The sequence below is a fragment of the Rhizorhabdus argentea genome, from assembly GCF_037861105.1.
GTDB classification, from domain to species: domain Bacteria; phylum Pseudomonadota; class Alphaproteobacteria; order Sphingomonadales; family Sphingomonadaceae; genus Rhizorhabdus; species Rhizorhabdus argentea.
The window spans coordinates 85,030-109,445 of sequence record NZ_JBANFK010000002.1 but is presented as its reverse complement, the minus strand read 5'-3'; the positions used below and the strand labels follow the sequence as shown (position 1 = coordinate 109,445).

Annotated in this window: 20 protein-coding genes; 14 read left to right on the top strand and 6 right to left on the bottom strand. The window is 59.2% G+C overall.

The genetic code is table 11. From position 1 onward, the window contains the following. The first annotated feature begins 26 nt into the window (after window positions 1–26). The 3 genes from AAC645_RS02045 (at window position 27) to AAC645_RS02035 (ending at window position 3,649) form a co-directional block, all read left to right on the top strand. Window positions 27–1,001: an Lrp/AsnC family transcriptional regulator gene (locus AAC645_RS02045; RefSeq protein WP_340313455.1), complete on the top strand. Its 975-nt coding sequence runs from the start codon at window positions 27–29 to the stop codon at window positions 999–1,001. A 246-nt stretch (window positions 1,002–1,247) separates the two neighbouring features. Further along, entirely contained in the window at window positions 1,248–2,300 is a 1,053-nt protein-coding gene (locus tag AAC645_RS02040; RefSeq protein WP_340313454.1) for an SDR family NAD(P)-dependent oxidoreductase, read from the top strand. A gap of 149 nt (window positions 2,301–2,449) precedes the next feature. Continuing rightward, window positions 2,450–3,649: an aromatic ring-hydroxylating oxygenase subunit alpha gene (locus tag AAC645_RS02035; RefSeq protein ID WP_340313453.1), complete on the top strand. Its 1,200-nt coding sequence runs from the start codon at window positions 2,450–2,452 to the stop codon at window positions 3,647–3,649. A gap of 391 nt (window positions 3,650–4,040) precedes the next feature. Here the strand turns inward: AAC645_RS02035 and AAC645_RS02030 are convergent, their stop codons facing one another. After that, entirely contained in the window at window positions 4,041–4,325 is a 285-nt protein-coding gene (locus AAC645_RS02030) for an HU family DNA-binding protein (RefSeq protein ID WP_422785781.1), read from the bottom strand. Window positions 4,326–4,649: 324 nt separating this feature from the next. Beyond that, complete coding sequence (locus tag AAC645_RS02025; protein ID WP_340313452.1) at window positions 4,650–5,804, bottom strand: helix-turn-helix domain-containing protein; 1,155 nt, start codon at window positions 5,802–5,804, stop codon at window positions 4,650–4,652. 323 nt (window positions 5,805–6,127) lie between these two features. Here AAC645_RS02025 and AAC645_RS02020 point away from each other — a divergent pair, with 323 nt between their 5' ends. From AAC645_RS02020 to AAC645_RS01975, 10 genes are all read left to right on the top strand, one after another. After that, window positions 6,128–7,093, top strand: a complete 966-nt coding sequence (locus AAC645_RS02020; protein WP_340313451.1) for a thiamine pyrophosphate-dependent dehydrogenase E1 component subunit alpha — start codon at window positions 6,128–6,130, stop codon at window positions 7,091–7,093. Between the two features lie 10 nt (window positions 7,094–7,103). Further along, window positions 7,104–8,132 carry an alpha-ketoacid dehydrogenase subunit beta gene (locus AAC645_RS02015; protein WP_340313450.1) on the top strand — a complete coding sequence of 343 codons (1,029 nt, stop codon included), beginning with the start codon at window positions 7,104–7,106 and terminating at the stop codon, window positions 8,130–8,132. Continuing rightward, a complete protein-coding gene (locus AAC645_RS02010) occupies window positions 8,129–9,253 on the top strand; it encodes an acetoin dehydrogenase dihydrolipoyllysine-residue acetyltransferase subunit (RefSeq protein WP_340313449.1) in 1,125 nt (374 codons plus the stop codon). The genes AAC645_RS02015 and AAC645_RS02010 overlap by 4 nt, the downstream gene beginning before the upstream one ends. Beyond that, window positions 9,250–10,653 (top strand): aldehyde dehydrogenase family protein, encoded by a 1,404-nt coding sequence (locus tag AAC645_RS02005; protein WP_340313448.1) that lies wholly within the window; start codon window positions 9,250–9,252, stop codon window positions 10,651–10,653. Before AAC645_RS02010 ends, AAC645_RS02005 begins: the two co-directional genes overlap by 4 nt. 27 nt (window positions 10,654–10,680) lie before the next feature. Next, window positions 10,681–11,469, top strand: a complete 789-nt coding sequence (locus tag AAC645_RS02000; RefSeq protein ID WP_340313447.1) for an SDR family NAD(P)-dependent oxidoreductase — start codon at window positions 10,681–10,683, stop codon at window positions 11,467–11,469. A gap of 28 nt (window positions 11,470–11,497) precedes the next feature. Further along, entirely contained in the window at window positions 11,498–12,043 is a 546-nt protein-coding gene (locus AAC645_RS01995; RefSeq protein ID WP_340313445.1) for a VOC family protein, read from the top strand. Window positions 12,044–12,079: 36 nt separating this feature from the next. After that, window positions 12,080–13,747: an AMP-binding protein gene (locus tag AAC645_RS01990; protein ID WP_340313444.1), complete on the top strand. Its 1,668-nt coding sequence runs from the start codon at window positions 12,080–12,082 to the stop codon at window positions 13,745–13,747. A gap of 21 nt (window positions 13,748–13,768) precedes the next feature. After that, a complete protein-coding gene (locus tag AAC645_RS01985) occupies window positions 13,769–14,062 on the top strand; it encodes an SDR family NAD(P)-dependent oxidoreductase (RefSeq protein ID WP_340313443.1) in 294 nt (97 codons plus the stop codon). Beyond that, window positions 14,059–14,259: an SDR family oxidoreductase gene (locus AAC645_RS01980; protein ID WP_340313442.1), complete on the top strand. Its 201-nt coding sequence runs from the start codon at window positions 14,059–14,061 to the stop codon at window positions 14,257–14,259. Before AAC645_RS01985 ends, AAC645_RS01980 begins: the two co-directional genes overlap by 4 nt. A gap of 80 nt (window positions 14,260–14,339) precedes the next feature. Next, the gene (locus AAC645_RS01975; protein ID WP_340313441.1) at window positions 14,340–16,769 is read left to right on the top strand and encodes a TonB-dependent receptor; all 2,430 of its coding nucleotides are present in this window, start codon (window positions 14,340–14,342) and stop codon (window positions 16,767–16,769) included. Window positions 16,770–17,393: 624 nt separating this feature from the next. On the opposite strand, the gene AAC645_RS01970 is transcribed toward AAC645_RS01975, so the two are convergent. The 3 genes from AAC645_RS01970 to AAC645_RS01960 are packed head-to-tail and all read right to left on the bottom strand — an operon-like array spanning window position 17,394 to window position 21,132. Beyond that, complete coding sequence (locus AAC645_RS01970; RefSeq protein WP_340313440.1) at window positions 17,394–18,197, bottom strand: SDR family oxidoreductase; 804 nt, start codon at window positions 18,195–18,197, stop codon at window positions 17,394–17,396. Further along, a complete protein-coding gene (locus tag AAC645_RS01965; RefSeq protein ID WP_340313438.1) occupies window positions 18,194–19,624 on the bottom strand; it encodes a phenylacetate--CoA ligase family protein in 1,431 nt (476 codons plus the stop codon). Before AAC645_RS01965 ends, AAC645_RS01970 begins: the two co-directional genes overlap by 4 nt. Window positions 19,625–19,677: 53 nt before the next feature. After that, window positions 19,678–21,132: an acyl-CoA reductase gene (locus tag AAC645_RS01960; RefSeq protein ID WP_340313436.1), complete on the bottom strand. Its 1,455-nt coding sequence runs from the start codon at window positions 21,130–21,132 to the stop codon at window positions 19,678–19,680. A gap of 228 nt (window positions 21,133–21,360) precedes the next feature. Here AAC645_RS01960 and AAC645_RS01955 point away from each other — a divergent pair, with 228 nt between their 5' ends. Further along, window positions 21,361–22,032: a TetR/AcrR family transcriptional regulator gene (locus tag AAC645_RS01955; RefSeq protein ID WP_340313434.1), complete on the top strand. Its 672-nt coding sequence runs from the start codon at window positions 21,361–21,363 to the stop codon at window positions 22,030–22,032. A 9-nt stretch (window positions 22,033–22,041) separates the two neighbouring features. Here AAC645_RS01955 and AAC645_RS01950 read toward each other — a convergent pair whose 3' ends face one another. Next, on the bottom strand, window positions 22,042–24,189 hold the full coding sequence (locus AAC645_RS01950; protein WP_340313432.1) for a TonB-dependent receptor: 2,148 nt from the start codon (window positions 24,187–24,189) through the stop codon (window positions 22,042–22,044). Window positions 24,190–24,416 lie beyond the last annotated feature (227 nt).

Below are 24,416 nucleotides of genomic sequence, written 5' to 3'. Positions count from 1 at the left end.
TCCTGCTGGCGTCCGAGCGAGGACGGATGACCGCGCAGCCCCCCCCGCTGACCGACCTCGACCGGGCGATCCTCGATGTACTGACGAGCGATCCCCAAGCGAGCGCCCGCATGGTCGCCGATGCGCTCAACATGCCTGTAGCCCAAGTTGCGCCGCGCATTCGAGCCATGGACCGGCGCAAGGTGTCAGGAATATTAGCGGTTCTGGACCTTGCAGCCGCCGGTCAGCAGGTGTGCTTCGTGCTGATCGACGTGCGCAGCGTATCGGTCGAATCCGTATCCGCGCAGATCGCCCCACTAGCTCAGGTCATCCTGGTAAGCACGCTACTGGGAGGCTCCCATGACTTGCTGGTTATCGTTCGCTTCAGAACGCTCGGGACGCTGCATGAGCTGCTGTCCAACCAGATCGGCAGGATCGAGGGAATCTACCGTTCCGTCGCATCGATTGTTCTGGATATCGCCTTGTTCCGGCCGCAATATCTCAGACACGATCCGGGATCCGAAACGACAGATATGGTGCGCGATCTCGCCGAAGAATTTCCGGAGGATCAGGTCGATGAGGTCGATCGCCAGATCCTTGCCGAACTCCTGCTCAACGCGCGCCAATCGATCAAGGCGGTCGCGCGCAAGTGTCAGATCAATGCCAGCACAGTCCGTTATCGAATTCGCGCGCTCGAAGGCCGCGGGCTTATGCGCTTCATCACCGTGCTAAACCCTGCAGCGCTCGGTATCGGCGCCTTCGCGTTGGTCGAAATAGAGCCGGAAGCAAACCGGCTCGCGGACGTGATCGCCAACCTCCGGAACAAAAGCTGGTTGCCTCAGATTTTTGTGACCACCGGGCCCGCGCCGATCAAAGGCATTCTGCAGGCGGAGAATATTCGGGCGATCATGGAAATCAAAAACCAGGAACTGACACAGATTGAAGGTATCACCAGGGTCGAGATCTCTACCTTGGTCGGTACTCGCAAGATGGACCTGCGCTGGGGCCAGAAATATGTCTAACCAAAACTGCGGTCCAGGTGGCGCTGGCAAGTGGATCTGTGGTGTGTCTACTTCTGCAACGTAAATGCCGGCGGAACATGGAGTTGATGCGGGCCTCGTATCCACCAGGCCTTGGACTGCTCGCGTCCAGGCGATTGCGCGACTATTGAGGGCCGCGCTTGATAAAACGCAATCGGATCGCTAAAAACGGGCTACGCTGGGCTCTCATGCACCGACGAAGAGTTAGCGAGGCATCGGCGGAGACAAATGCCGCAGCTCTTTGATAACTGCGGGGCGGGACGGCATCAACGCAACGGAACGTCGTCACACCAAATCAAACAGGAGAGATTCGTGGTTGAAGCGAAGTTTGGAGCCCGTTCGACCACGGATGAGGTGCTGGCGGAGATCGACCTGAAGGGCAAAAGAATAGTTGTCACCGGCGTTTCTTCCGGACTTGGGGTTGAGACCAGCCGCGCGCTGGTTGCGCGGGGCGCCACGGTAATTGCAACAGCACGGGACCTCGCCAAGGCCGACGCCGCGTTACAGGACGCTCGTGAGGAAGCGTCGCTCAGCGGTGGATCGCTCGAATTGCTCGCGCTCGACCTTGCCTCGTTCGACAGCGTGCGTTCCTTCACGGACATGTTGGTTTCAAGAGGTGAAAAGCTCGACATAATCATTTCGAACGCCGGTGTGATGGCGCCACCATTTGGACGTACGCAAGACGGCATCGAGACTCAGTTTGCCGTGAACCATCTGGCGCCTTTTCTATTGGTTAATCGCCTCGCTTCGCTGCTGAACCCTGGCGGACGGGTCGTTGTCGTGGCATCGTCGGGGCATCGCAGTGCCGATGTTGAGCTTAGCGATCCCAATTTCGATCACACCCCTTATGACTCCTGGGTCGGATATGGCCGATCGAAGACCGCCGCCATCCTGTTCGCCGTGGAGTTCGACCAACGGCATAAGGCGGAGGGCATTCGTGCAGTGGCGGTTCACCCCGGCGGCATTGCAACCAACCTCGCCCGGCATATGAGCCCGGACGCCTTTGAACCGATGATGGCGCAGGTGAACGAGGCTCATGCGAAGGCAGGTTTGCCGCCTTTCCAGTTGAAGTCGATTCCTCAGGGCGCAGCGACCAGCGTGTGGGCAGCAGTGGCAGCCGATGCGAATATCGTCGGTGGGCAATATTGCGAAGATTGCAACGTTGCGACAATCCGCGACGAGCCGGATATGCTGGGTGGCGTCCGATCCTATGCGATCGATCTCCGCAGGGCGCAGGCGCTTTGGGCAAAAAGCGAAGAAATGGTCGCGGAACAGTTCTAGACCCTCCAATAATGATCACGCGTAGTAAAAACGTCGAGGCGCCAGTGACAGTCCCCGTACCAATCGGTGCCCCATGAACAAAAGCACAGGGAGCTAAGAGAGCGGCTCGTCCGCTTTCCAACCTGAGCACATTGAACGGGAGTATATTTATGAGCGGTTTCACCGATCTGGAGTTGTACGCCGACTATCGCGATATTCTGGACCACGTTAAACGTAGGGAGCCTACGATGGCGCCAGATATCCTGAAAATTCGGGTCAGCGACTATACCGATAGGGAACGCTGGGAGCGTGAGGTCAAATTGTTCCGGACAACACCGATGCTTTTGGCGTTCGCGTCGGATCTGCCTGAACCCGGGACCTACTGGGCCATGACCCGCGTAGGTGTACCGCTAATCCTGACAAGGTTGAAATCCGGCGAGGTCCGGCTGTTCATTAACGCGTGCCGCCACCGCGGCGCAAAGGTCATCAACGAAGGCAAGGGCCAGCAGCCCCGTTTCACGTGCATATACCACGCCTGGACCTATGGCCTCGACGGCAAACTTCTTGCGCTCCCGGAGAACCGGATCTTTGGCAATGTGGACAAGAGCGAATACGGCCTATCCGAGTTGGAGGTTGAAGAACGAGCCGGCATCATCTGGGCTGTCCTGACGCCCGGCATAGCGCTCAACCTTGACGATTTTCTAGGCGAGGAACTGGACGGTCTGCTCAGGAAAAGCCAGTTTGAACGTTTCCATTCCATAAACTTGGTCGAGTTGCCCGCGGCAAACTGGAAAATCACCTACGAAGGCAATCTGGAATCCTACCATTTCGCAAGCCTGCACGCGAAAAGTTTCGCAAGCTTCACCTATCCGAACGTTATGACAACCAAGCGCCTGGGTCCGCATCTCCGAAATATCACGCCGGTGGTTGGCATCGAGGAATGCGATCCCTCATCCCGGGCCGACCTGCAGCGCTACGTTCAGACTTCCTATCTCTTTTTCCCCAGCACCATAGCGTCCTTTGCCAGCGATACGGCATTTGGGGGAGGAGAAAAGAGCGCAGAGGTAGTTTCGCGGATATTCATGAATCAGGTCCTGCCGGGCGAGAGTCCCGACACGTCGGTCACCATCTCGCGCACGTTGGTCAGTGTCCCGTTCGTCGGTACGCCCCTTGAGGAATCGACGCGCGCCTGGGCGCATTCCAGCCACGAGACCGTGCGCACCGAAGACTATCCCGTTGTGCAAGGTGCGCAGGCAAACTTGACGTCCGGCGCGCAGGAATATCTGACGATCGGGCGCAACGAAATCGCCATCCACCATTTTCATGACGCCCTCCGCAAATCACTGGAAACTGAACCGGTCAGCGCCTGAAAGCCGCGCCATCGCTAGATCGATTATGGGAAACGGCTTCCGTCGCTTAAGCGGCGAATGCAGTTCGGCAGGACAGCAGAACAGGGCGGGGCAAGACGCGGCCATGCCGATCGGGCGCGAAGCTGCGAGGCCTTCCTCGCGATCCGTGACATCGAGCGGCTGAACCTGATGCGTCGATGCAGGATCGTCGCTGGCAATGAGGCCAGTAGGACCGTGCGGTGTCGTGCCTCGAGCTTCAGCATCAGACCATGACGATCGTCGGCTATATCGAGGAGGCCGTCCCCAGCGAACGCGGGATGACGGCCTCAAAGAAGGCCCTCATCCCGCTCGATTGGCCGGTGCGCAAGGCTTGATCGAGCCGATCACGGCGGACCACCAGCGGATCAGCCGTTCAGCTTCTCCCTGGTGGTCTTGGCGGGCTGGAGGCGAGCTTGCTCGACACCGCAATCTGGATCGCCTCGTCGGTCGACGGGTTCCGCCCCTTGCGGGCCGCGCTATCCTTGGCCTCGAACTTGCCAAAACCGGGCAACGACACCTCGTTGCCCGCCGCGGCGGCGGCGCCAATCGCGGTGAAGACGCCGTCGACATTCTTCTTCGCATCGACCTTGGTCAGGCCGGCCTCGGCGGCGATCTTGTCGGCGAGATCGGTCGTGTTAATAGGCCTTTGTCCGGGCATCCCAGTTGCGATCAACTCGCAAGTTGTCCGCCTCTTCGCCCAGCTTCGACTGTCGCGAAAGCCAAAAATCAAGCGGGAGATTTTGGACGAACTACTATCCGGCGTTCGTTACCTGAGGACCACGCTGCTGGTTAGTCAGCGGCAATTTTCCACCGGGAGAACACAGATCTTGCTATGCCAGAAATCTTAAATGAGGGGCCTCAGGCACAGGACGTCATTGAACATTCATTATTTGACTGTCGTATTGCTCCACCTTCTGATCCAAGCCTATCCGCGAGATGGGCTCCGGTTGCCGACGCTTTACAAAGATAGCCCATGTCGAGCTCAACTAGGAGCTACCAACGCGCGCAAGCCTCGAACGGCAAAATTCGAAAGACTACTCAAGGCTTGTGTTCTAGAAGTAATGCCTGCTTTGGAAAAAATTGACCGCAGGTGATTTTCGACAGTCCGGACGCTTAGATCGAGGGAGTGCGCTATCTCCTGGTTCTTGAGTCCGTCAAAGAGCTTCTCCACGATTTCGGCTTCTCGCTCGGTAAGGCTATGAACTTCCGCCCAAGCTTCCACAAAATCTCGGCGGCGAGGAGGTGCCGCATCGATTCTGAACACTTGGCATCGTGGACTATCCAGTTCCGTCCTAACATGAACTAAATATTCTCTCGGGATTCCATTGATGCCCAGGCCATACAAGACCTGTGTTATATTCTTGATCTCTAACGGCTTGCCGGCGAGTTTTTTCAGTATGGCGCCAATTCCTGGATAGAAAATCTTACTGTTTTTCGGGCCATAGAGACAGGTTTTGTTGCCCCGATCGACCTGATAAATTGAGATTTTATCTTCATTCCAGATAATGATCTCATAGGAGCGCACCCCGTCCGCCGAGGCAAGCTGGAGCTCAAGGTTCTTGAACGCTAAGCCCATCGAGAAATAGTCAAATCGGGAGAGCAACGCTGGCAAGACCGATCGCGCCTTTCTCAAATCGTCTTGGTCGAAATCCCTCTGATCGCGGTTCCGCTGAAACCCCAACACCAGCAAGGGGTGATCCTTTATAGTGGGACGAAAAGAGATGCCCAAGACATGATCCAGATGCTCCTTCATCAAGAACTCATTGCAGTAATAGCTATGATCGGATTTTTGGAGATCCACGCGATCCGAAAGCAGCGTGATCTGTGCCCGGTTGCTATCAAGCTGACAGACGCCGCTGGGTGAATAAAGGGTACTGCATATTGGATCCATTCTGAGGAACTCGTCATTATAAGTGGCGATAACCCGTTGATCCATATTAACCGTGGCTGATTTTCCGACCCACAGCGTGTCCCCGTCATGGGCCAGTTCAAATCCACATGCAGTGTCGGCACCCAGAAACTGGCGCAAATCAGCGAGTAAACTGTCGAGAAGCTGATCGAGGCCATTGCACTGGCAAACTCGGTCCAGAAAATTCAGAGTCTCACGATCATCCCTGTTTGTGCCAGCAGTTTTCACGCGCCGCGTCCTTCCACTAACACGTAACTACGGTTTTCAAGACATGCATGCTGCTGCGTTTTCGGCCACTGTCCATGTCTTCGGCTATCCTCCGGCTATCGCCCGCCCCTGTCTTGCGCAAGGAAATCGACTTCCGCCATCTTTAGCGCGCGGGTTACACCGCGACCGAAGTGTAAGGTCAGAGCGGTCGTCCTGCAAGCGCACATATACTCGCTCGTCTAGGTAGTTCCCGTCATCTCTGCCGCAAGCGCCGACGCCATGCTCGTAATCAGAACAAGCATGAGGGCCGCACTCCGAACTGCGGCCGTGATCGGGAGCGGTAGATGCAACTTAACAGGACGTCCTTGCTCGAAGCCTATCGACAGATGACTACGATCAGAGCCTTCGAGGAGTGTGTTGGTGCGGATTCGATGGCAGGGCTCATCCCTGGCTTCGTCCATCTCTATGCCGGAGAAGAGGCGTCTGCAGTTGGCATATGCATGAATCTGGCCGACACCGACTGGATCGGTTCGACTCATCGCGGGCACGGCCACTGCATCGCCAAAGGCTGCGATGTCGAGGGCATGATGCTCGAGATCCACGGCAAGCAGGGGGGACTCTGCGGTGGCAAGGGCGGCTCCATGCATATCGCCGACCTTAATGTCGGCATGCTAGGTGCAAATGGCATCGTCGGTGGAACACCGCCGCTGGCCGTGGGCGCCGCGCTCTCGGCGAAAATCCTGGGCAACGGTGGGGTCGCGATCGCTTTTTTGGGCGATGGAGCCTCCAATCAGGGGACAACCGCCGAAGCGCTCAACATGGCGGTGGTCCTAAGGGTACCCGTCGTTTTCGTCATTGAGAATAATGGTTATGCGGAATTTACGGCGGCCAGCTATCATTGTGCCGGTGTTGACCTGGCCTCGCGCGCGGCGGCTTTCGGCCTACCCGCCGCCAAGGTCGACGGAAGCGACTTCTTCGCAGTTCACGAAGCGGCGAGAGAGGCGATCGACGTGGCGCGGACCCGTTTCCAGCCGAGCGTCCTCGAGATTGCCGTAAGCCGCTGGCACGGCCATTTCACCGGGGATCCTCAGCCCTATCGCTCCGCCGAGGAGTTGAGGGCAGCGCGACTGAACGACCCCATCGTCAACTTCCGGGGGCGCGTAGTCGAAGCCGGCCTCATCCCGGAGGAGCAGCTCAACGCGATCGACACGGAAGTTGCGGCGCTTATCGCCCGGAGCGCTGCCACAGCTCGCGCTGCCTCGCCACCTGATCTGTCGACGCTCACCAGCGACGTCTACGTCTCATATTAAGGGCAGATACATGTCGAAAAAGTCGATGCGAATGGCGATCAACGAAGCCATGCGCCAGGAAATGGCCAGAGATCCCACGGTGATTCTCCTTGGCGAGGATGTCGCCGGCGGAAAAGGAGGCACTGCGGCGCAGGAAGACGGTGTCGGCGGGGTCCTTGGCGTCACCAAGGGCCTTTACCGGGAATTTGGCGGTGATCGCGTGATCGATACGCCGATCACCGAAAGCGCAATCATTGGCGCGGCGGCCGGAGCTGCGGTGACGGGCCTTCGCCCTGTCGCCGAGTTGATGTTCGTAGATTTCCTGGGCGTCTGCTTCGACCAGATTTTCAACCAAGCGGCAAAATTTCGCTACATGTTCGGCGGCAAGGCTCGAACGCCAATGGTGATCCGGGCCATGACTGGCGCGGGCCTGCGGGCCGGCGCGCAGCATTCCCAGGCGCTCCATTCGATCTTCACCCATATTCCGGGACTGAAGGTGGTAGTGCCGTCGAGTCCCTACGACGCCAAGGGTCTGCTGATCCAGGCCATCCGTGATGACGATCCCGTGATCTTCCTTGAGCACAAGGCGATGTACGATATGGAAGGCGAGGTGCCGGACGACGCCTATGCGATCCCGTTCGGCGAAGCCAATATTCTCCGCGAAGGGGCGGATGTCACGATCGTAGCGCTGTCGCGGATGGTTCATGTTGCGATGGATGCGGCCCGGGCGCTGCATGCCGCCGGAATCGAGGCGACGGTGATCGACCCCCGAACGACATCGCCTCTAGATGAAGACACCTTGCTGGAAAGCGTCCAGGAAACGGGACGGCTCGTGGTGGTAGACGAGGCCAACCCACGATGCAGCTTCGCAACCGACGTCGCGGCTCTGATCGCGCAAAAGGGGTTTGCCTCGCTTAGAGCGCCGGTCCGGCTGGTCACGGCCCCGCATACGCCGGTGCCCTTCGCGTCGAATCTGGAGGACGCCTACCTACCGACCCCGGCACGCGTCGAAGCGGCTGTTCATGAGGTGATGGCCTACGACCGGGGCGCCATCGCATGACCGCCGTTGTCGCATTAACAATGCCGCGCTGGGGCCTGACGATGGAAGACGGCACTCTCACCGAGTGGCTCGTTAAGGAAGGCGGCGCTGCCGAACAGGGCAAGGACATCGTCGAGGTCGAGTCGACCAAATTGGCGGGCACCGTGGAGGCACCCGCGTCGGGTATATTGCGCCGCCAGATCATTGCCGTCGGCCAGACAGTTCCGGTAGGGGCCCTGCTCGGCGTCATCGCGGATGCGGCCACGGCGGAGGATGAAATCGAGGCGTTTGCGCGATCCTTTGAACCAATCGAGCAGAAAGAGGATGATGCCGCGGCGGCCGGTCCGCAACGGATCGACATCGATGGCGCGATGATCAGCTATCGCCGTCAGGGCGAAGGGCCGTCAAAGCTGGTCATGATCCACGGCTTCGGGGGCGACGCCTCCGGATGGGGCTTCGTGCAGCAGGCATTGGCTGTCAGCCAGGAGGTGGTTGCGCTGGACCTGCCCGGTCATGGCAACTCGTCGAAGGACATCCGGGATGGCTCGTTCTGCGGCCAGGCGGAGGTCGTGGCGGCCTTCATCGCCGCCCTAGGCCTGGGGCGGGTCCATATCGTCGCGCACTCGATGGGAGGCGGCGTCGCGCTCGCGCTCGCATTGTCACATCCCGACCAGATCATGTCGTTGACCCTCATAGCGCCGGCCGGGCTGGGTCCCGATATCAACACGAGCTATTTGAATGCCTTCATCGCTGCGCAGAAGCGCCGTGATGTAGAGGAAGCGCTGCGGTTGCTCTTCCACGACGAAACTTTGGTCAATCGATCGCTTGCGGAAGACGTGCTGAAGTACAAGCGCATGGACGGAGTCGCTGACGCTCTCAGCACCATATTTGCCGGTTTTGTTAAGGACGGAGTCCAGCGTGTCTCCCTGCGTGATCAGCTGGCGGCTATCACGGTCCCGCTGACTATCCTGTGGGGTGATCAGGATCGCATCATCCCCGTGCAACATACGGACGGCTTAGCAGGCCCGGCTAGAATTCTACGTATCCAAGGTGCCGGGCACATGCCTCATGTGGAAGCGAGCGATCAGGTGATCGCTGCAGTCAAGGACACCATCAAGCAGGCCGCGGGAGGCAAGCCATGAAAAGCTACAAGTTGTTGCTGGATGGGGTTTTGGTCGATGGCGACATGACCATGCAGGTCATCAATCCGGCGACCGGCGACACGCTGGCGCCCTGCCCGCGCGCCTCGCAGGATCAGGCGGCCGCTGCCGTCGCGGCGGCCAAGGCGGCCTTTCCCGGCTGGGCGGCGCGGGGCGTTCCCCACCGGGCGACCATGCTGCTCCAGCTTGCGGACGTCGTCGAGACGCATGCCGACGAACTAGCCCGGCTGCTGACTCAGGAGCAAGGCAAACCGCTGGCGGAAGCGACCGGAGAGATCGCGTTCGCGGTAATCTTCATACGCTACTTCGCCTCGCTCGATCTTCCCATCCGGGTGCTGGAAGACGGCCCGGACCGCCGGGTTGAAATGCACCGTATGCCGTTGGGCGTCGTGGCGGCAATCACCCCCTGGAACTTCCCGATCCTGATCTTGGCGTTCAAGCTGCCGCCGGCCCTGCTCGCGGGCAACACCATCGTCGTCAAGCCCGCCCCGACCACTCCGCTCGCCACTCTCCGGCTTGGGGAATTTTGTCGCGATATCTTTCCCGCTGGCGTCGTGAACATCGTCACCGACCAGAACGATCTGGGGGGGTACCTCACCAGTCATCCGGATGTGAGCAAGATATCGTTTACAGGATCCACCGAAACCGGCCGCAAGGTGATGTCCAGCGCCGCAGCCAGCATCAAGCGACTGACATTGGAACTGGGCGGGAACGATGCCGGTATCGTCCTCGACGACGCCGTACCCTCGCAGGTAGCCGAAGGAATCTTCGCGGGCGCGTTCATGAATTGCGGGCAAGTCTGCATCGCGCTCAAGCGTCTCTACGTGCACGACTCGATCTATGATGAAGTATGCGCGGAACTGGCGTCGCTGGCCGACGCGGCGATCGTCGATGACGGACTGGCTCAGGGCGCTCAGATAGGACCGCTTCAAAACGCCGCGCAGTTCGAGAAGGTTAAATCCCTTCTGGCCGAGGCGCGTGCGAAGGGGAATATCGTCGCCGGTGGCGATGTCATCGATCGGCCCGGCTATTTCGTCCGTCCCACGATCGTGCGCGACGTCACCGACGGTGACCGCATCGTGGACGAGGAGCAGTTCGGCCCAATTCTCCCCGTTATCCGCTACTACGATCCAGATGATGCGCTTCGGCGGGCCAATGCGTCGCGTTACGGGCTGGGCGGCTCAGTCTGGTCGGGTGATCCCGCCCGCGCGCAAGCATTTGCATTGCGAATGGAAGCAGGGACGGTCTGGATCAACAAGCATCTCGACTTCGGCCCGAACATCCCCTTCGCTGGCGCGAAACAATCGGGTCTAGGCGTCGAGTTCGCCGAAGAGGGGCTCACTGAATTTACCCAGATCCGGATCATAAACGCCGCCCTTTAGCAGCATGGCACGCCAAGGAGCATGAGCATGACGGAACAGTTGCAGGAGCGGTCTATCATCGTCACCGGCGCCGCCCGCGGCATCGGTGAGGGGATCGCTTGCGGGCTGGCGGCCTCGGGCGCGCTGGTGACGATTGCCGATATCGACGAACAGGCGGCGGAAAAGGCCGCAAACCGAATTCGCCACAAGGGCGGCCGGGCCATCGGTGTCGCGGCAAACGTCGTCGATCGTGCCGACGTGAAGGGAATGCTTGACGCCGCGCAAGCCGCGTTCGGCCCGCTACACGGCATCATCAACAACGCCGGCATCGCCCAATCCCGGCCGTTCCTCGACATCACCGAAGCGGACTGGCGAATGATCATGGAGGTCAACAGCCTTGGCGTGATGATCTGTATGCAGGAGGCGGCAAAGCGCATGATCGCCCAAGGCAATGGCGGCAAGATCCTCAACGTGGCGTCGGTCGGCGCGAAACAAGGGTTCGAACCGCTAGCCCATTATTGCGCCAGCAAATTCAGCGTTGTGGCCTTTACGCAGGCGGCCGCCAAGGCGTTGGGCAAGCACCGTATCACGGTCAACGCAATCTGCCCCGGTGTCGTCGCTACCGACATGTGGCGCGTGATCGGCGAAGGCTATAAGGAAGCGGGATTCGGCGAGACCGACGAAACCGCCTTCAACGACTTTTCGGCGGGAATAGTGCTGGGCCGCCCTTCCACGCCCGAAGATCTCACGGGGGTCACGCGATTCCTGATGTCGTCGGACTCCGATTACATGACCGGTCAAGCAGTGGTCGTGGATGGCGGCATGGTCTTCTCCTGATCGGTTACAATGGTGGATGGGATGACATATGAGTGATGATATTTCCGCGATCAGTGATCAAAGCCTTTCCAACAGCTTCATGGGGGACACCATTCAAACATGCGTGGTCACCGAAGACATTTTCCGGACCATGGCGGGCTTCGTGAAACTGGGCGTCGGGCCGTGGAGGGTCTATACATTTAGCCCGGACAACGTGACCGAACAAACCTATCGCGGCAAGGCGCAACCCCATTCGATGCGGCTGGCAGTCGCATGGACCGGCTCCAGCTTCTGGGAAGTAATCCAGCCGCTCGAAGGTGACAGCATCTACCACGATTGGCTGCGCAAGCATGGTGAAGGGATACAGCATGTCGCTCAGTCCTGCGGCACGCTGGCGTTCGACGATCAGATCGCCGAATTTCGCCGACGCGGGCTGGAGGTCGTCCAATCCGGATTTTGGCGCGAGGAAGTCCGTTATGCCTATATCGGCACCGAGGAGCTGACAGGCATGGCGATCGAACTGTTCTCTTTCCCCGAGGGATATAGCTTTCCGGAACCAGAACTTTGGTATCCGGCGCCTCCGCCGCAGGTGTGATACATGTCCTCCTTTCCCATGCCTGGATTGAGCCACGTGACCGGATCGACGGCGGACCCGCTGCTGGAAATCACGATCGGCGATGCACTTCGGGATGCCGCGCAGCGGTGGCCCGATGCAGACGCCGTGATTGTGCCGTATCAGGACATCACCTGGACTTGGTCGGAACTCGATCGTCACGCAACACGCGTCGCGGCGAATCTGATCGCCAGCGGACTTGAGCAAGGGGATCGCATCGGCATCTGGTCTCCCAACCGCGCCGAGTGGATATTGGTGCAGTTCGCCGCGGCCAGGGCGGGCTTGATCCTGGTGACCATCAATCCGGCATACCGAACCGGCGAACTAGTCCATACGATCAACACGGTCGGCATGCGTGCGATCGTCGCTTCGACCTGCTTCAAGTCGAGCAACTACAAGGCGATGCTGATCGAGGCCGCTCCGGAACTGGCATCCGCCAGCGCCGGCCGGCTGAGGCGATCGCCCGCATCTCCGCTCAGTCTGGCGATCCTGTTGGGGGATCCTGATGACCCCCGGTTCGCTTGCTTCGACGATTTTTGCGCTGCACCGCCGGATGATGCGATCGCGAAGATGGAGCAAATCGCCGGCCGCCTTGGTCGCTTCGACCCGGTCAATATCCAGTTCACCAGCGGCACGACCGGCCTGCCGAAAGGCGCGATACTCAGCCACCGCAACATTCTCAATAACGGGCGCAATCTCGGCCGTGCGCTGCGCCTGTCACCAACTGACCGGCTCTGCCTTCCCGTGCCGCTTTATCATTGCTTCGGAATGGTCATGGGCGTTCTCGCCTGTGTCACGCATGGCGCGGCGATCGTATTGCCCGGCGAGGGTTTCGATCCGCGTGTCGTGCTGCAGGTACTCGCCGCAACGCGCTGCACGGTCCTTTACGGTGTGCCCACAATGTTCATCGCGGAGCTTGCGGAACTCGCCGAGCTCGGGCGACCCCTTCCCCATATCTCGGTCCTGCGTGCTGGGGTGATGGCCGGAGCACTGTGCCCTGTGGAATTGATGCGCGCGGCGCGAGAGCGGCTGGGCATCGAGGACTTTATCATCTGCTACGGTATGACCGAGACGAGCCCCGTCAGCTTCCAGACTGCCCATGAAGATCCAGCCGATCTACAGGTGTCGACGGTCGGCCGGGTACAACCTCATCTGGAATCGAAAATCGTCGACGATCAGGGAAGCACGGTTCCAATGGGCGTGCGCGGTGAGCTGTGCACGCGCGGCTATTCCGTGATGCTGGGCTATTGGGGAGATGCGGAGCAGACCGCAATGGCGATTGACCGGGATGGCTGGATGCATTCCGGCGACGTCGCCACGTTCGACGATAAGGGCTATTGCCGAATTACCGGTCGGCTGAAGGACATGATCATCCGGGGCGGTGAAAATATCTATCCGGCCGAAGTGGAGGCCCATCTGCGGACGCACGAACATGTCGATGACGTCCAGGTGATCGGCATTCCCGACGAGCGCTTCGGCGAAATTGTCTGTGCGTGTATCATCACCGTTCCCGGCACAGACCTGGATGAGAAAGCGGTGCTCGATCACTGCCGGGGTAAAATCGCGCATTTCAAAGTGCCTGGCCTAGTTCGCTTCATGGACATCTTCCCGATGACGGTGACCGGGAAAGTGAAGAAGTTCGCTTTGCGCGATATCGTTACGGCCGCGTTGGCTGCCGAACGCTGACTGAAAAGGCGGGAAAGCGATATGGTACGGGTTCCGGGCAAAGTCGCCCTGATCACGGGCGGCGTATCCGGGTTGGGCGCTGCATCGGCTGTGCTGCTCGCCGCGGAGGGGGCGAAAGTGTTCCCGACCGATATAGCCGATGGCGAGGCCGTTGCCGTTCCGATGTCATCCGAGCCGCGGGTGGACAGTTCGAGTTCGCAGGGCACGACGTCACCGAGGGAACCGAGTGGGAAGCGATCGGAATCGGCCGCGCTCCATTGCGCCACGCGGCGCTATGGCATCCGAGTCAACTCGGTTTGCCAGAGCACATTATGACCCAGATGGCCGTGAACTACTTCAATTCTCAGCCCGATCCGCATGCGGTATGGGCGGACATTCATTCACGCGACCCGATCGGGCATCTGGGTGAACCCGACGACATTGCCTACGCCGTGTTGTACCTCGCATCGGACGAGTCCAAATTCATGACCTGCGCGGAAATGGTCGTGGACGGAGGATTTACCGCACAATAGGTTCGCGGTGAGTATTTTCCCTCATGCGCGCGCGCCGACTGCGGTTCAGAAATACAATCAGTGATATAAGGGAGGGGTTGATGGAACGCGTTTCGACCGCAGCGCTCGCGCTCGCCATTGCGATAGGTGCCAACGGTGCCGCAGCATATGCACAGAAAAACTCACCAGATGGAGTAGCAGGAGCAGCGTCGGCCGCCGACGAAGCATCACATTCCAAGGAGTCCGTTTTCGGCGGCGATATCGTTGTCACGGCTACCCGCCGGGAGGCCAGTCTGCAGAAGGTCGGTATTTCGGTCACCGCCTTCAATGAAGCACAGTTGAATACTCTGTCGCTCGAATCACAGGGCGACATAGCGAAATATACACCAGCTACGGAGTTTGTCCGATTTTGGAGTGGAAAGGGCGTTAACAGCGTTTTCTTTATTCGTGGTCTCGGTCAGGCGGATTTCAACGAAGCAACAGAGTCCCCATCCGCTCTATATGTCGATGAGTTCTATATCCTGTCGTCCGGGGCAGCGGACTTTCTTATGCACGATGCAGCTCGGGTCGAAATTCTCAGGGGGCCACAAGGCTCGCTTTTCGGCCGAAACACAACGGCTGGCGCCGTCAACGTAACCAATAACAGACCCCAATACGACCTCTCTGGCCGCGTCACCGGGACGGTTGGGAGCTTCTCGCGGCGCGAGATCGACGGTTATGTCAATATACCCGTTGTCAGCGATAAGATCGCCCTTCGCTTTTCCGCGAACGTTGAAAGCGATCACGGATATACCAGGAATTTCTTTGACGTGGGAAGTTCTCCTGCGCGCATCCACAATACCGACTTTTCGTCTTATCGTGGCCAGCTGTTGATCGAGCCGATCGAGCGGCTTCACATTCTTTATAAGTATCAGCTTGGCAAGGTCGACGCCTCCGCCGGCACGGGCGATCTGTCCAATCCGGCCCAAGCCGTGGCTGGCGGCGTGATCAGCGCGCCCACCGACGTTTTTGGGTACAGCCGCGCACTTGATGGTCTAAACGGCCCGTATGAAGTCGATGCCGATACGATAGGCCATGTCTACAACAAGATTCAGATCCATTTCGGCCGGCTGGACTACGATCTTACCGACAATATCCAGATCAGCTCGTTAACCGGGCATTTCAAGCAGGTGCGCGAAAATACCGAGGATTGTGACGGTAGTCCGCGAACGTTGTGCAACGTTCATGATGCAACACGTCAGCATTATCTGACGCAAGAGCTTAAGGTCGCTGGGAAAAGCGATAAATTGGATTGGACCATCGGCGGCTTCTATCTGAAGCAAAAACTGGATGCCACGTTCGAGGTGCTGCTGTTTTCGGGCACGAATGTGGCCTCGGCGATTGGGCTGCCCGCGCCTGCAAATGGCCTGATCCAGGCGACGCATACTGATCAATCGCTGAAGTCACTGGCCGGGTACGTCAATGGAAAGTATAAATTCAACGATCGATTAGCTCTCACGGCCGGCATTCGCATCACTCACGACGACAAGGAAATCGATGAGACCGAAGGTCTCCTGATTCACGATTATGCCGACACCGGACTGAAAACAGCTATTGGTCAGACATTCGGGTTTGTCGATCCTGTTTTCCGCGTGCATGGCTTCGATCAATGGGACGATTTGCGGCAAAATCATATTATCGGAGCCCTCGACCCTATCAGGCGATTTAGCCGCGCCACGGTTGGCGATATGGCAGTCTACAAGGAAACCTATTATTCTGGTGAACTACAATTGGACTACACACCCAGCGAAGACTTTCTCGTATATCTAGGCTATCGCCGTGGCGTGAAGGGCGGCGGTTTCAACAATGGCTTGTTCGATATTTCGGCGACCAATCAGAGTGAAATCCCGGTCAAGAAGGAAGTAAACAACGATTTCGAGGGCGGCTATAAATGGCGTTTCGGCGGAGGCCTCGGTCGTTTGAACCAATCCTTCTTCTACTATGATTATAAAGGATATCAGGCGACCGCCTTCGTAGGCTCCGGAGCCAGCCTTTCAACCCTGATCACGAACAACGACGCCATCGTTTATGGTTCGGAAGTCGAGGTAAGTTTAAGTCCTCTGGCCGGATTGGATTTGCGGATGTCCGGATCTTATCTTCATACCAAGGTCAAAGATGTCTCCAATCGCGGAGTCATCGCGGATCGGAAACTGGGACGTGCGGCCAAATTTCAGGTGAGCGGTATTGCGCGATATGAGTTCTCCGCCTTGGGAGGCACCGTCGCTCCCCAGGTCGATTTTAACTGGACCGACAAACGCTATGTCGACGTCGTTAATAATGCCCAGGGACTTCTGAAAGCTTACGGGCAGATCAACGCGAGCCTGTCATACGCACCCGAGAGCGAAGCCTGGCATGTGAGTGCAGGAGTCATCAACTTGAATGCAACGAATGGGCCGGTGAATATCTTCGAAGTAACGGGGGCGGGCAACGTTGGGCAGATCAACTATCTGCCGCCGCGACGCTGGCAACTGGAATTCGGTATCCGATTCTGATGCCCCATACGGGCTGCCACCGCTCAAGGCGTAGAGGTTTGGTCCCAGGCGAATTCCTCAGACGAAGCCTTCGCTTGTTGATGAATCGCAGCATGTCTTTGGTTCGGTAGTGCAGCGCCAGCCCGCACTGCACTATCTCCCGCCGCATGTGCGGCGGGAGAGCCGATACCGCCAACCAGGAACAAACTTCCTCGAACGGTGGCAACGGACAGTATCATCGGAGCAGGCTGAAGTCCTTCGTGGCCGGTTCTGGCGATCGCCGGATTGATGTTCTCGAACTGCCCTACATTGTGATCCACTTCGCAGGCTGCATTCACCTCGCCGCCGCAATGATCTGGTTACGCTGAATGTCGATCCGGCCTAGTACAGCAGCATTCAACGCAATGTGATCCTGCCCAATGGCGGCGCGGCCAGGCTAGCCAGGCCTGCCGCGCGTCCGTCGCTCTTGCTGCACCTTGAGCCCTCCGGCTGCCATATGCGCTGGATACGTTTGCGATTCACATGCAAGTCTGCCTCTTTCAGTAGAGAAATCCATCGTTGCCCTGATGGGGCACCGCCTCTTTTGAGCGAGGCGCGTTCGCACGCGCGGACAACTCGAGAATTAATATCCTCTCAAAGCGCTGGTCACAACTCCAGGCTGATGGCCGGACGGATCACGATCTCCTGCAGGTTCAATTCAATAGGCTGCTCAAGCACGAAGCGGATCGTCGCTGCGATCTTCGCAGGATCGCCGAATGCCTTGACACTGCTTGGTCCTTGCAGGTCGACGCCTTTGTTCGCCGCCGCGGCTCCCAGGACCTGCAGCGTTTCAGGCTCCAAGCTTCGGCCGAGGTTTGTCGCAAAGCCACCCGGAACAATGGAGGTCACGCGAATGTCATCGTGCTCCAGTTCCAGCCGCAGCGAACGCGAGATCATATCCAGCGCGCACTTGCTGGCGCCATAGACACCGCCGGCGTCGAACCGGCCGGAAAGCGAACTGATGTTCACGATGTGCCCAGGCTTGCCATGAGAGCGCATGGCGTGCACCGCAGCATGGCTAGCCTCCAGGGGCGCGAGCACGTTCACGTCGAACATGGCCCGCCAATTCTGCAGGCGACCACTCATGATCGGTTCGGGATGCATGATACCAGCATTGTTGATGACGGCAAAGAGATGCTCGTGCTCTCGGCCCACCCGGGCAACGAGCGCTGCCGCTTCGCCCTGCGCTGAGAGATCGATGGGCACGCATGTTGGCTGGGGGCCACCGCCCTCAACGATCGCGCGGGCGGTGTCTGCGAGCGCATCCGCCGATCGACCCGCCAGCCAGAGCTTCATCCCCGCGCGGCCAAGTTCGGTCGCGATCGCACGTCCGATCCCGCTCGATGCACCGGTCACCACCCCTGCTTTACCCGAAAAGTAAGCTGCCGGATCACCTGTAGTGGACGTCATGATAACTCTCCCAATGCGAATGCTTCGAGGCGTTCATAAGCCTGTGGAGTCTTGGCGCAGGTAATCTTGTCGTCACCGCCCTGCGCCTCGCTGAGACGCTGGATGTTATTGAGCAGATAAGGCCCTTTGCGCCCGCACCCGCAGCCGCCATCGAAATTGATGGTGACTAGGTCACCGGTTAGTGTTGTCGGCCACATGCTTTCGGCCATCAGATCGTGGACGAGCAACCGGCCGGTCTGCACGCCTGTCCTGGGCAGCGGCACTCCACTCTCGGGATCGACGACATGCTTGATGCCCCACTGCAAGGTGTGGATATGCCCGTTCGAACAGCATACGCCGCCCGCGGTCGTCTCGCTCATGCCGTACACTTCCCGAAGTGGATAGGGGAAGACTTCTGCGATGACATCCCGCCAGCCGTCCGGGAAGACGAAGCCCTTGGTGCCGCCTCCGCTAACGACGAAGCTGTCCGGTGACCAGTCGATAACGATGCCCTTGGCCTTGCAGGCGACCGCCAGCTGATACAGCTGCGTCCAGAAACCAAACAGCACGACCTTGCGCCCCGCCATCTTGGCGAGGACATCGTCCACGTAGCGGTCCACCCGATCGGGCATGGCGCGGTTGCGGGCGGCGACCCTCTCGGCGATCGATGCCTCGTCTTCGTCTAGGATGAGCTCTTCCCCAAGCGATTCCGCGCGGCTCACCTTGCTGGCCAGTAGCAACTCGTCCGCCGTTATCCGGCCTTGCCCCACGGTCTTGATGAGTTCGGGGTGCGATGCATAGTGGCTCTTGCGCAGGTTATCGATCGTGTTGATGAAAGCCTGGCGTCCGGAGTCCGATGGCCAAGGGCACAGGAAGGGCACGTCTCCCTTCCGGATGTCGATGCCGTACTCGTCGCCGTACGGTTCGAAGAAGCGCACGAACATAGCGACCTGCGCTACATCCTCGGGAATGCCGCGTGGGACGAACGAGATCTTGCCGCTGGTCCCCGACGAACTGACCGGACGCATCGGCGTCGCGGCTTCGATGCGCAGCAGCCACTCTTCGACGTTCGCGCAGCCGTCGACATCGATCTGCGACAAGTCGTAGGCGCTGAGCGAGGCAAGCCAGCTGGTCAACCCATCGAAGCGCTTCTTCTTGATGTCGCCGGCGGAGTACGACTTGTAGAAGGTATGGGGTAGCCCCAAGGGCACGAGGTCGTCGATGGTCGCGATCTGGTCCACTCCCACTTCGGTTGCGAGACGATCGAGGACCGCGATCCTGGGCCGCAGCGCGCGGAACTGGCGCTGGGCAAGCTCGAGCTGCAGTGCTTCCAGATCTTCCCACTCAATCGCGAAAAGCTCTTCGGTGGGAATGTCATAGATCGCCTTGGGATCGTTGCGGATGGCCGCGAGGTGCTCTGCGGATCGGTTGCTGCTTGCGTTCGACATGGATTCTCCATGAACAAGAGGAAGGCTATTCATCACGTGCGTAACGGCAGTGTTCAGCTTCCGCCGTGGACCCAGCCGGTGTTCTCCGATTGGCCGACCTGGAATTCTTCCATTACCACCCAGCGGGCCATGCGCCGCATCGGCTCCATCGCGTCGTGCGGTTGGGCGGCGCCTTCGGCAGTCGCGAAGCCGAGCGAGGTCAGCCGCTGTGCACCGCGCAAGGCGCACTCCTCGCGTACGGCCTCCTTCAACTCGTCAGGGTAGATGCCGATCGCGGCCGTGTGGATAGTTACGTGCGCAAGGGCTTCATCGATCTCGTCGACCGGCACCAGGTTCACCACACGGCAGCCGAGATTGTCCGAGAAGTCGACAGGCTCGGGATCGAGCGAGACGATAACACCGCCATCGTCGCCTTGGCAGCCGATGATACGAAAAGCGTTGGAGTAGCGAATGCCGTCGATCTCCTCGCGAAGTCCGCGATCGAAGGCCGGGTGGGGACTGCTGAGTTCAACCGGCAGCTTGGCGATCTCTTCGTTCACGAGCTTGCCGAATTCGGTAAGCCGATCGAGACCGTTGGGGTCAGTTCCCGATTGCGCATAGACGACCCTGGCGCTGATGCACCCTTCCTGATTGAAGTAACCGACGTCCTTGGCAAGGCTGGCCGCGACCTTTCTCATGGTTTCGGAATCGGCGAAGGCTTCCCGTCCGATCATGGAGCCGCTGATCTTCGGGTCGAGCGCAATCAGGTCCATGCCGGGGCCGACATATGCGCGGATATGTTCCATCGACGCGAAACCGCCCCAAGCCACGATCTTCTCCACATTGGTCGGCCGATAGAGCTTGCTCTCGAAAGCGGCGTCCCCGCCTTTCCAGTAGGCGACCGTGAGATGCTTCGTGAGCGGATGATCGGGCGCCATCTCGATCATGGTGAGCGCGATCGCGGTGCCGGTATAAGGGTCGTTTGAAGGATTCTTCATGATCGCATCCGACCGCAGCACTGCGTTCGTCATGACGCCCTGCAGCGTGATGACGGCTCCGTTGCCGGCGTTGATGTGCACCGCTCGCGCCCCATATGCGCGCACGGCCGTCGCACGATCGTGAAGCGAAGTTCGAACCCAGCCCTCCAGATGCGCGAGCCCGACGTTCTGCTCCAAAGCCTCGGCAACGAAGTCGCGCCGAAGGATGTTGGTCATGTTCCGATACATGTAGTTCAGCATTTCCGGGGAGTGACCCGAGGTCGACGCCGCGACTTCCATCGCCGTTCGCATGTGGGGGTTCTTGGCCGGATCGAGTCGCTGGCCGAGTTCGTCGAGGTAATCAAGGATCTCGTCCATTGTAATGGCATAGAGATCTTTCAGATCGCTGGGATTCTTCAGGACGATCTGATCGATGTAGGCTTTCACGTCCGGGGTCTTGAGAGTGACAGACCCATGGCGGCCGGGAAACGAAACCCAGTTATCGCGGATCACTTGACCCCGAATGATCAGCGGAATCTCAAGCTCATTCATTATCGCTCTCCACAGGTGCCGTGACTGTGCATGCACCATCCGGCTTTGTTCGATAGGATCGTATGCTGAAACCTGACTGGATCGACAGGGACTTAATTAAACGCCGCTGGAATGAGGAGACGACCGGGATGTCGCCGCATCGGGCTCGCCGATGCGCTGTCAACAAATGATTTCCACGGTGCGGCTGCGGTGTTAGTCTTCGCCCAAGAAAGAAGATGGATGGTGAGGATGACCATGGGCACGAAGCACGATGCCACCGATCGCGGGCGTCCGCCGCGCGAGAGCCAGCGAGACGTGGCACTCGATCTGCTGGCCGCGGCCAAGGAGACTCTCAACATGAAGGGTCACAGCGAGATCACGATGCGGGAGCTCGCAGGCTTGGCTGGTACCAACCAAGCGATGATAAGCTATTATTATGACAGCAAGGACGGGTTGTTCTCCGCGATCGTCGAAGATGCGCTCCGCACGAAACGGAAGAAACTCGATGAATTCGAAGCCGGTCTGGCAAAGATTGAGGGCTGCCGCATGCGCGCCTTCCTTGCCTTGCTGATGGAGCACTACCTCAAGTCAGTGAGCCTATACCGCATCATATCCGCAGAACTGACGAACAATCGTTCCTTGATCAGGCGCAGATATGCCGGTCGCGGACGCAAAATGTACAATCAGGTAGAGCGCATTCTCTCAAAGATGAAGGCCTTGGGTACTTTGCGTCCGGACGCCAATATCAAGCACGCGATCATCACATTGACTTGCTTCGTCCACGGCCCGATTGCGCTGTCCCCGATTATCGAGGAATTCCAGACCAGTATGGACGAGCTATGCTCGCCTGAATGGATCGACCATCTCACGGCACTGATGCTCTTGCGCTTCGGGCCGCCAGGCGCTCCTCCGAGCGCCTAGCGGCAACGCTCAGAACTTGTAGCCGGCCGAAATGCCCCAGGTCCGCGGCATTGCCTCCGCGACAATGGCGCCTATGCCCCCCGACGTATCGGCGAACGCCAGGTAACGCTTGTTCGTCAGGTTCTGCCCGTAGACTGCGATCGACAGCCCGGGAAGGGCGTCGCGCCACCGCAGCGTCGAAGAGAGCAAGCCGTAGCCCTTCTGCTCCCCGAACGGCTCGTTGAGATTATTGAGATTGTAGCGGGAACGCCAGGTATAGTCGGCGCTCAGCTCGAGCGTGCCGGCCTCCCCCAGTTCCTGCTCGAAATTGGCTCCGACAGTCGCAGTCCACTTCGAGGTATACGGAAAACGGAGCGCCGTGTTATCGGTGGCGGGGTCCGCGCCGCTGCCCGTCACGTTGGCGAAGAAACTGTCGTACTTCGCATCCAGATAGCCGAGACTCGCGCGAAGCGAGAGAGCCGAGATGGGGCGGGCCTGCGCTTCGAACTCGATGCCCTGGATCGTTGCCTTCGCAATGTTGCGTGTCTGCTGCGTGAAGCCGACGGCCGGATTGGCGGGATCGGCCACGACCAGCTGTCGCTGCAGCCCATCATACTTGCTGATGAACCCGGTCAGGTTGAGGCGCGCGCGGTTATCGAAGAAGTCGCTCTTCAATCCGATCTCATAGGAGTCGACCGTTTCCGGATCGTAGGGATTGAGACGCAGGGGACTGGTGGGATCGCCCAGGAATCCCCCGCCGCGATAGCCCTGAGCGAACCGAGCATAGATCATCTGATCGCGGGCAAAATGGTACTCCACCGTCGCGTCGACCGAGAGATTGCTCCACGACCGGCGCTCTCCATAGGAAGGACCGCCTGGGAAGGTGCCGATGATGACGAAGTTGTGCCGCTTGCTGTCCCACGTCTGCCGCGCGCCGGCCGACAGGATCAGGGCGTCGGTGAGCGAGAACTCGGCATGAGCGAAGATGGCGCCGCTCTTCGTCAGGCCGTCGCTCTGGCGAGTGGCGGCAAGATTGAAGTTCTGCTTCCGGTCATACTCGTACTGATAGTAAAACGCGCCGAGCAGCCAGTTGAGCTTGCCGTCGAAGTCCAACCCGCCATTCTTGGCCGAGGAGACCCGAATCTCCTGTGAGAACTGGCTGTCCTTCTGCCATGTAAGCGCATGGGTATGCGTGAATCCGGTCCCGTCGACATCGAGCGGGGTAAACTGCCTATTTCGCCGATATCCGGTCAGGAATGCGACATCTACCACCTGGGCCTCGACCTTCAGATCCGACGTGATGGAATAGGCACGACCGCTATTCTCAACGGGTGTCTGGTTGTTCCTGGTGGTGTAGGGTGCCGCGGGCGGACTCACGCATGCCGATGCCGTGGCCGGACGAGTGCAGAGCGAGCCCAGGCGCGGCACCCCGCCAGGCGTGTTGTAGATCGCCGTGGGAATACGCAGCTGCTCGGGATCGGTCGTCGTAATGGAACGCGCGATCGAACTGTCCGACCGGTCGCGATCGTATTGCGCCGAGACATACCAGTCGATCATGTCGGACGGCGTGGCGCGGAACGCGAGGCGCAGCGACTGCGTATCCGTGCCGCCGACCCATCGATCCTGTGTGACGTTGCGGATATACCCATCCGACCGATGAAGCGCGTAGGAGACCGTCGCTGCGAGCTTATCGTTCACAACAGGAAGATCAATGTAGCCTCTGATCTGGAAATCGTCAAAGCGGCCGTAGCTTGCCTCGATGACCCCTCCGAATTCATTCTTCGGCCGTCTCGTACGCACGTTGATGGCGCCTGCGGGAGAGTTCTTGCCGAAAAGCGTTCCTTGTGGCCCGCGCATGACTTCGACGGCTTCCACGTCAAACAGATTGATGACGCCTGCGAAGTTGCTTCCGAGGTAGATGCCGTCGATGTTGACCGATAGCGCGGGCTCCACCGCGGGATCGCTCGTCTTCGTGCCAAAGCCGCGCAGATAGGCGAACAGCGACGATGGATTGACCGCGCTTCTTTCAAGCAGCAGGTTCGGCGCGAGCGCCTTGATGTTCGTGAGATCGGTTGCATGCGCGCGGGCAAGCATGGTCGCATCGACCGCGGACACGGCAAGTGGCGTTTGCTGAAGGCTCTCCTCACGACGTCGCGCCGTGACAATGATGTCGCCCAATCCGACTTGCGCTGTAGCACTTGGCACCGATGGCGTTGAGTTGACTTGAGCCAGCGCGGGCTCGGCGCAAATAGCCCCAGCCCCAATCAGCATGAATTTTCTCAGTCTCATGGTATCCCCTCCATCGCTTTATTTTTGGCAGCCTCCTTCAACGGACGCCCAAAGCCTAGCTAAGAAATTAATCCAGGATCAAACCTCTCGCCGTTTAGGCATTGGGCGCTGCGGAC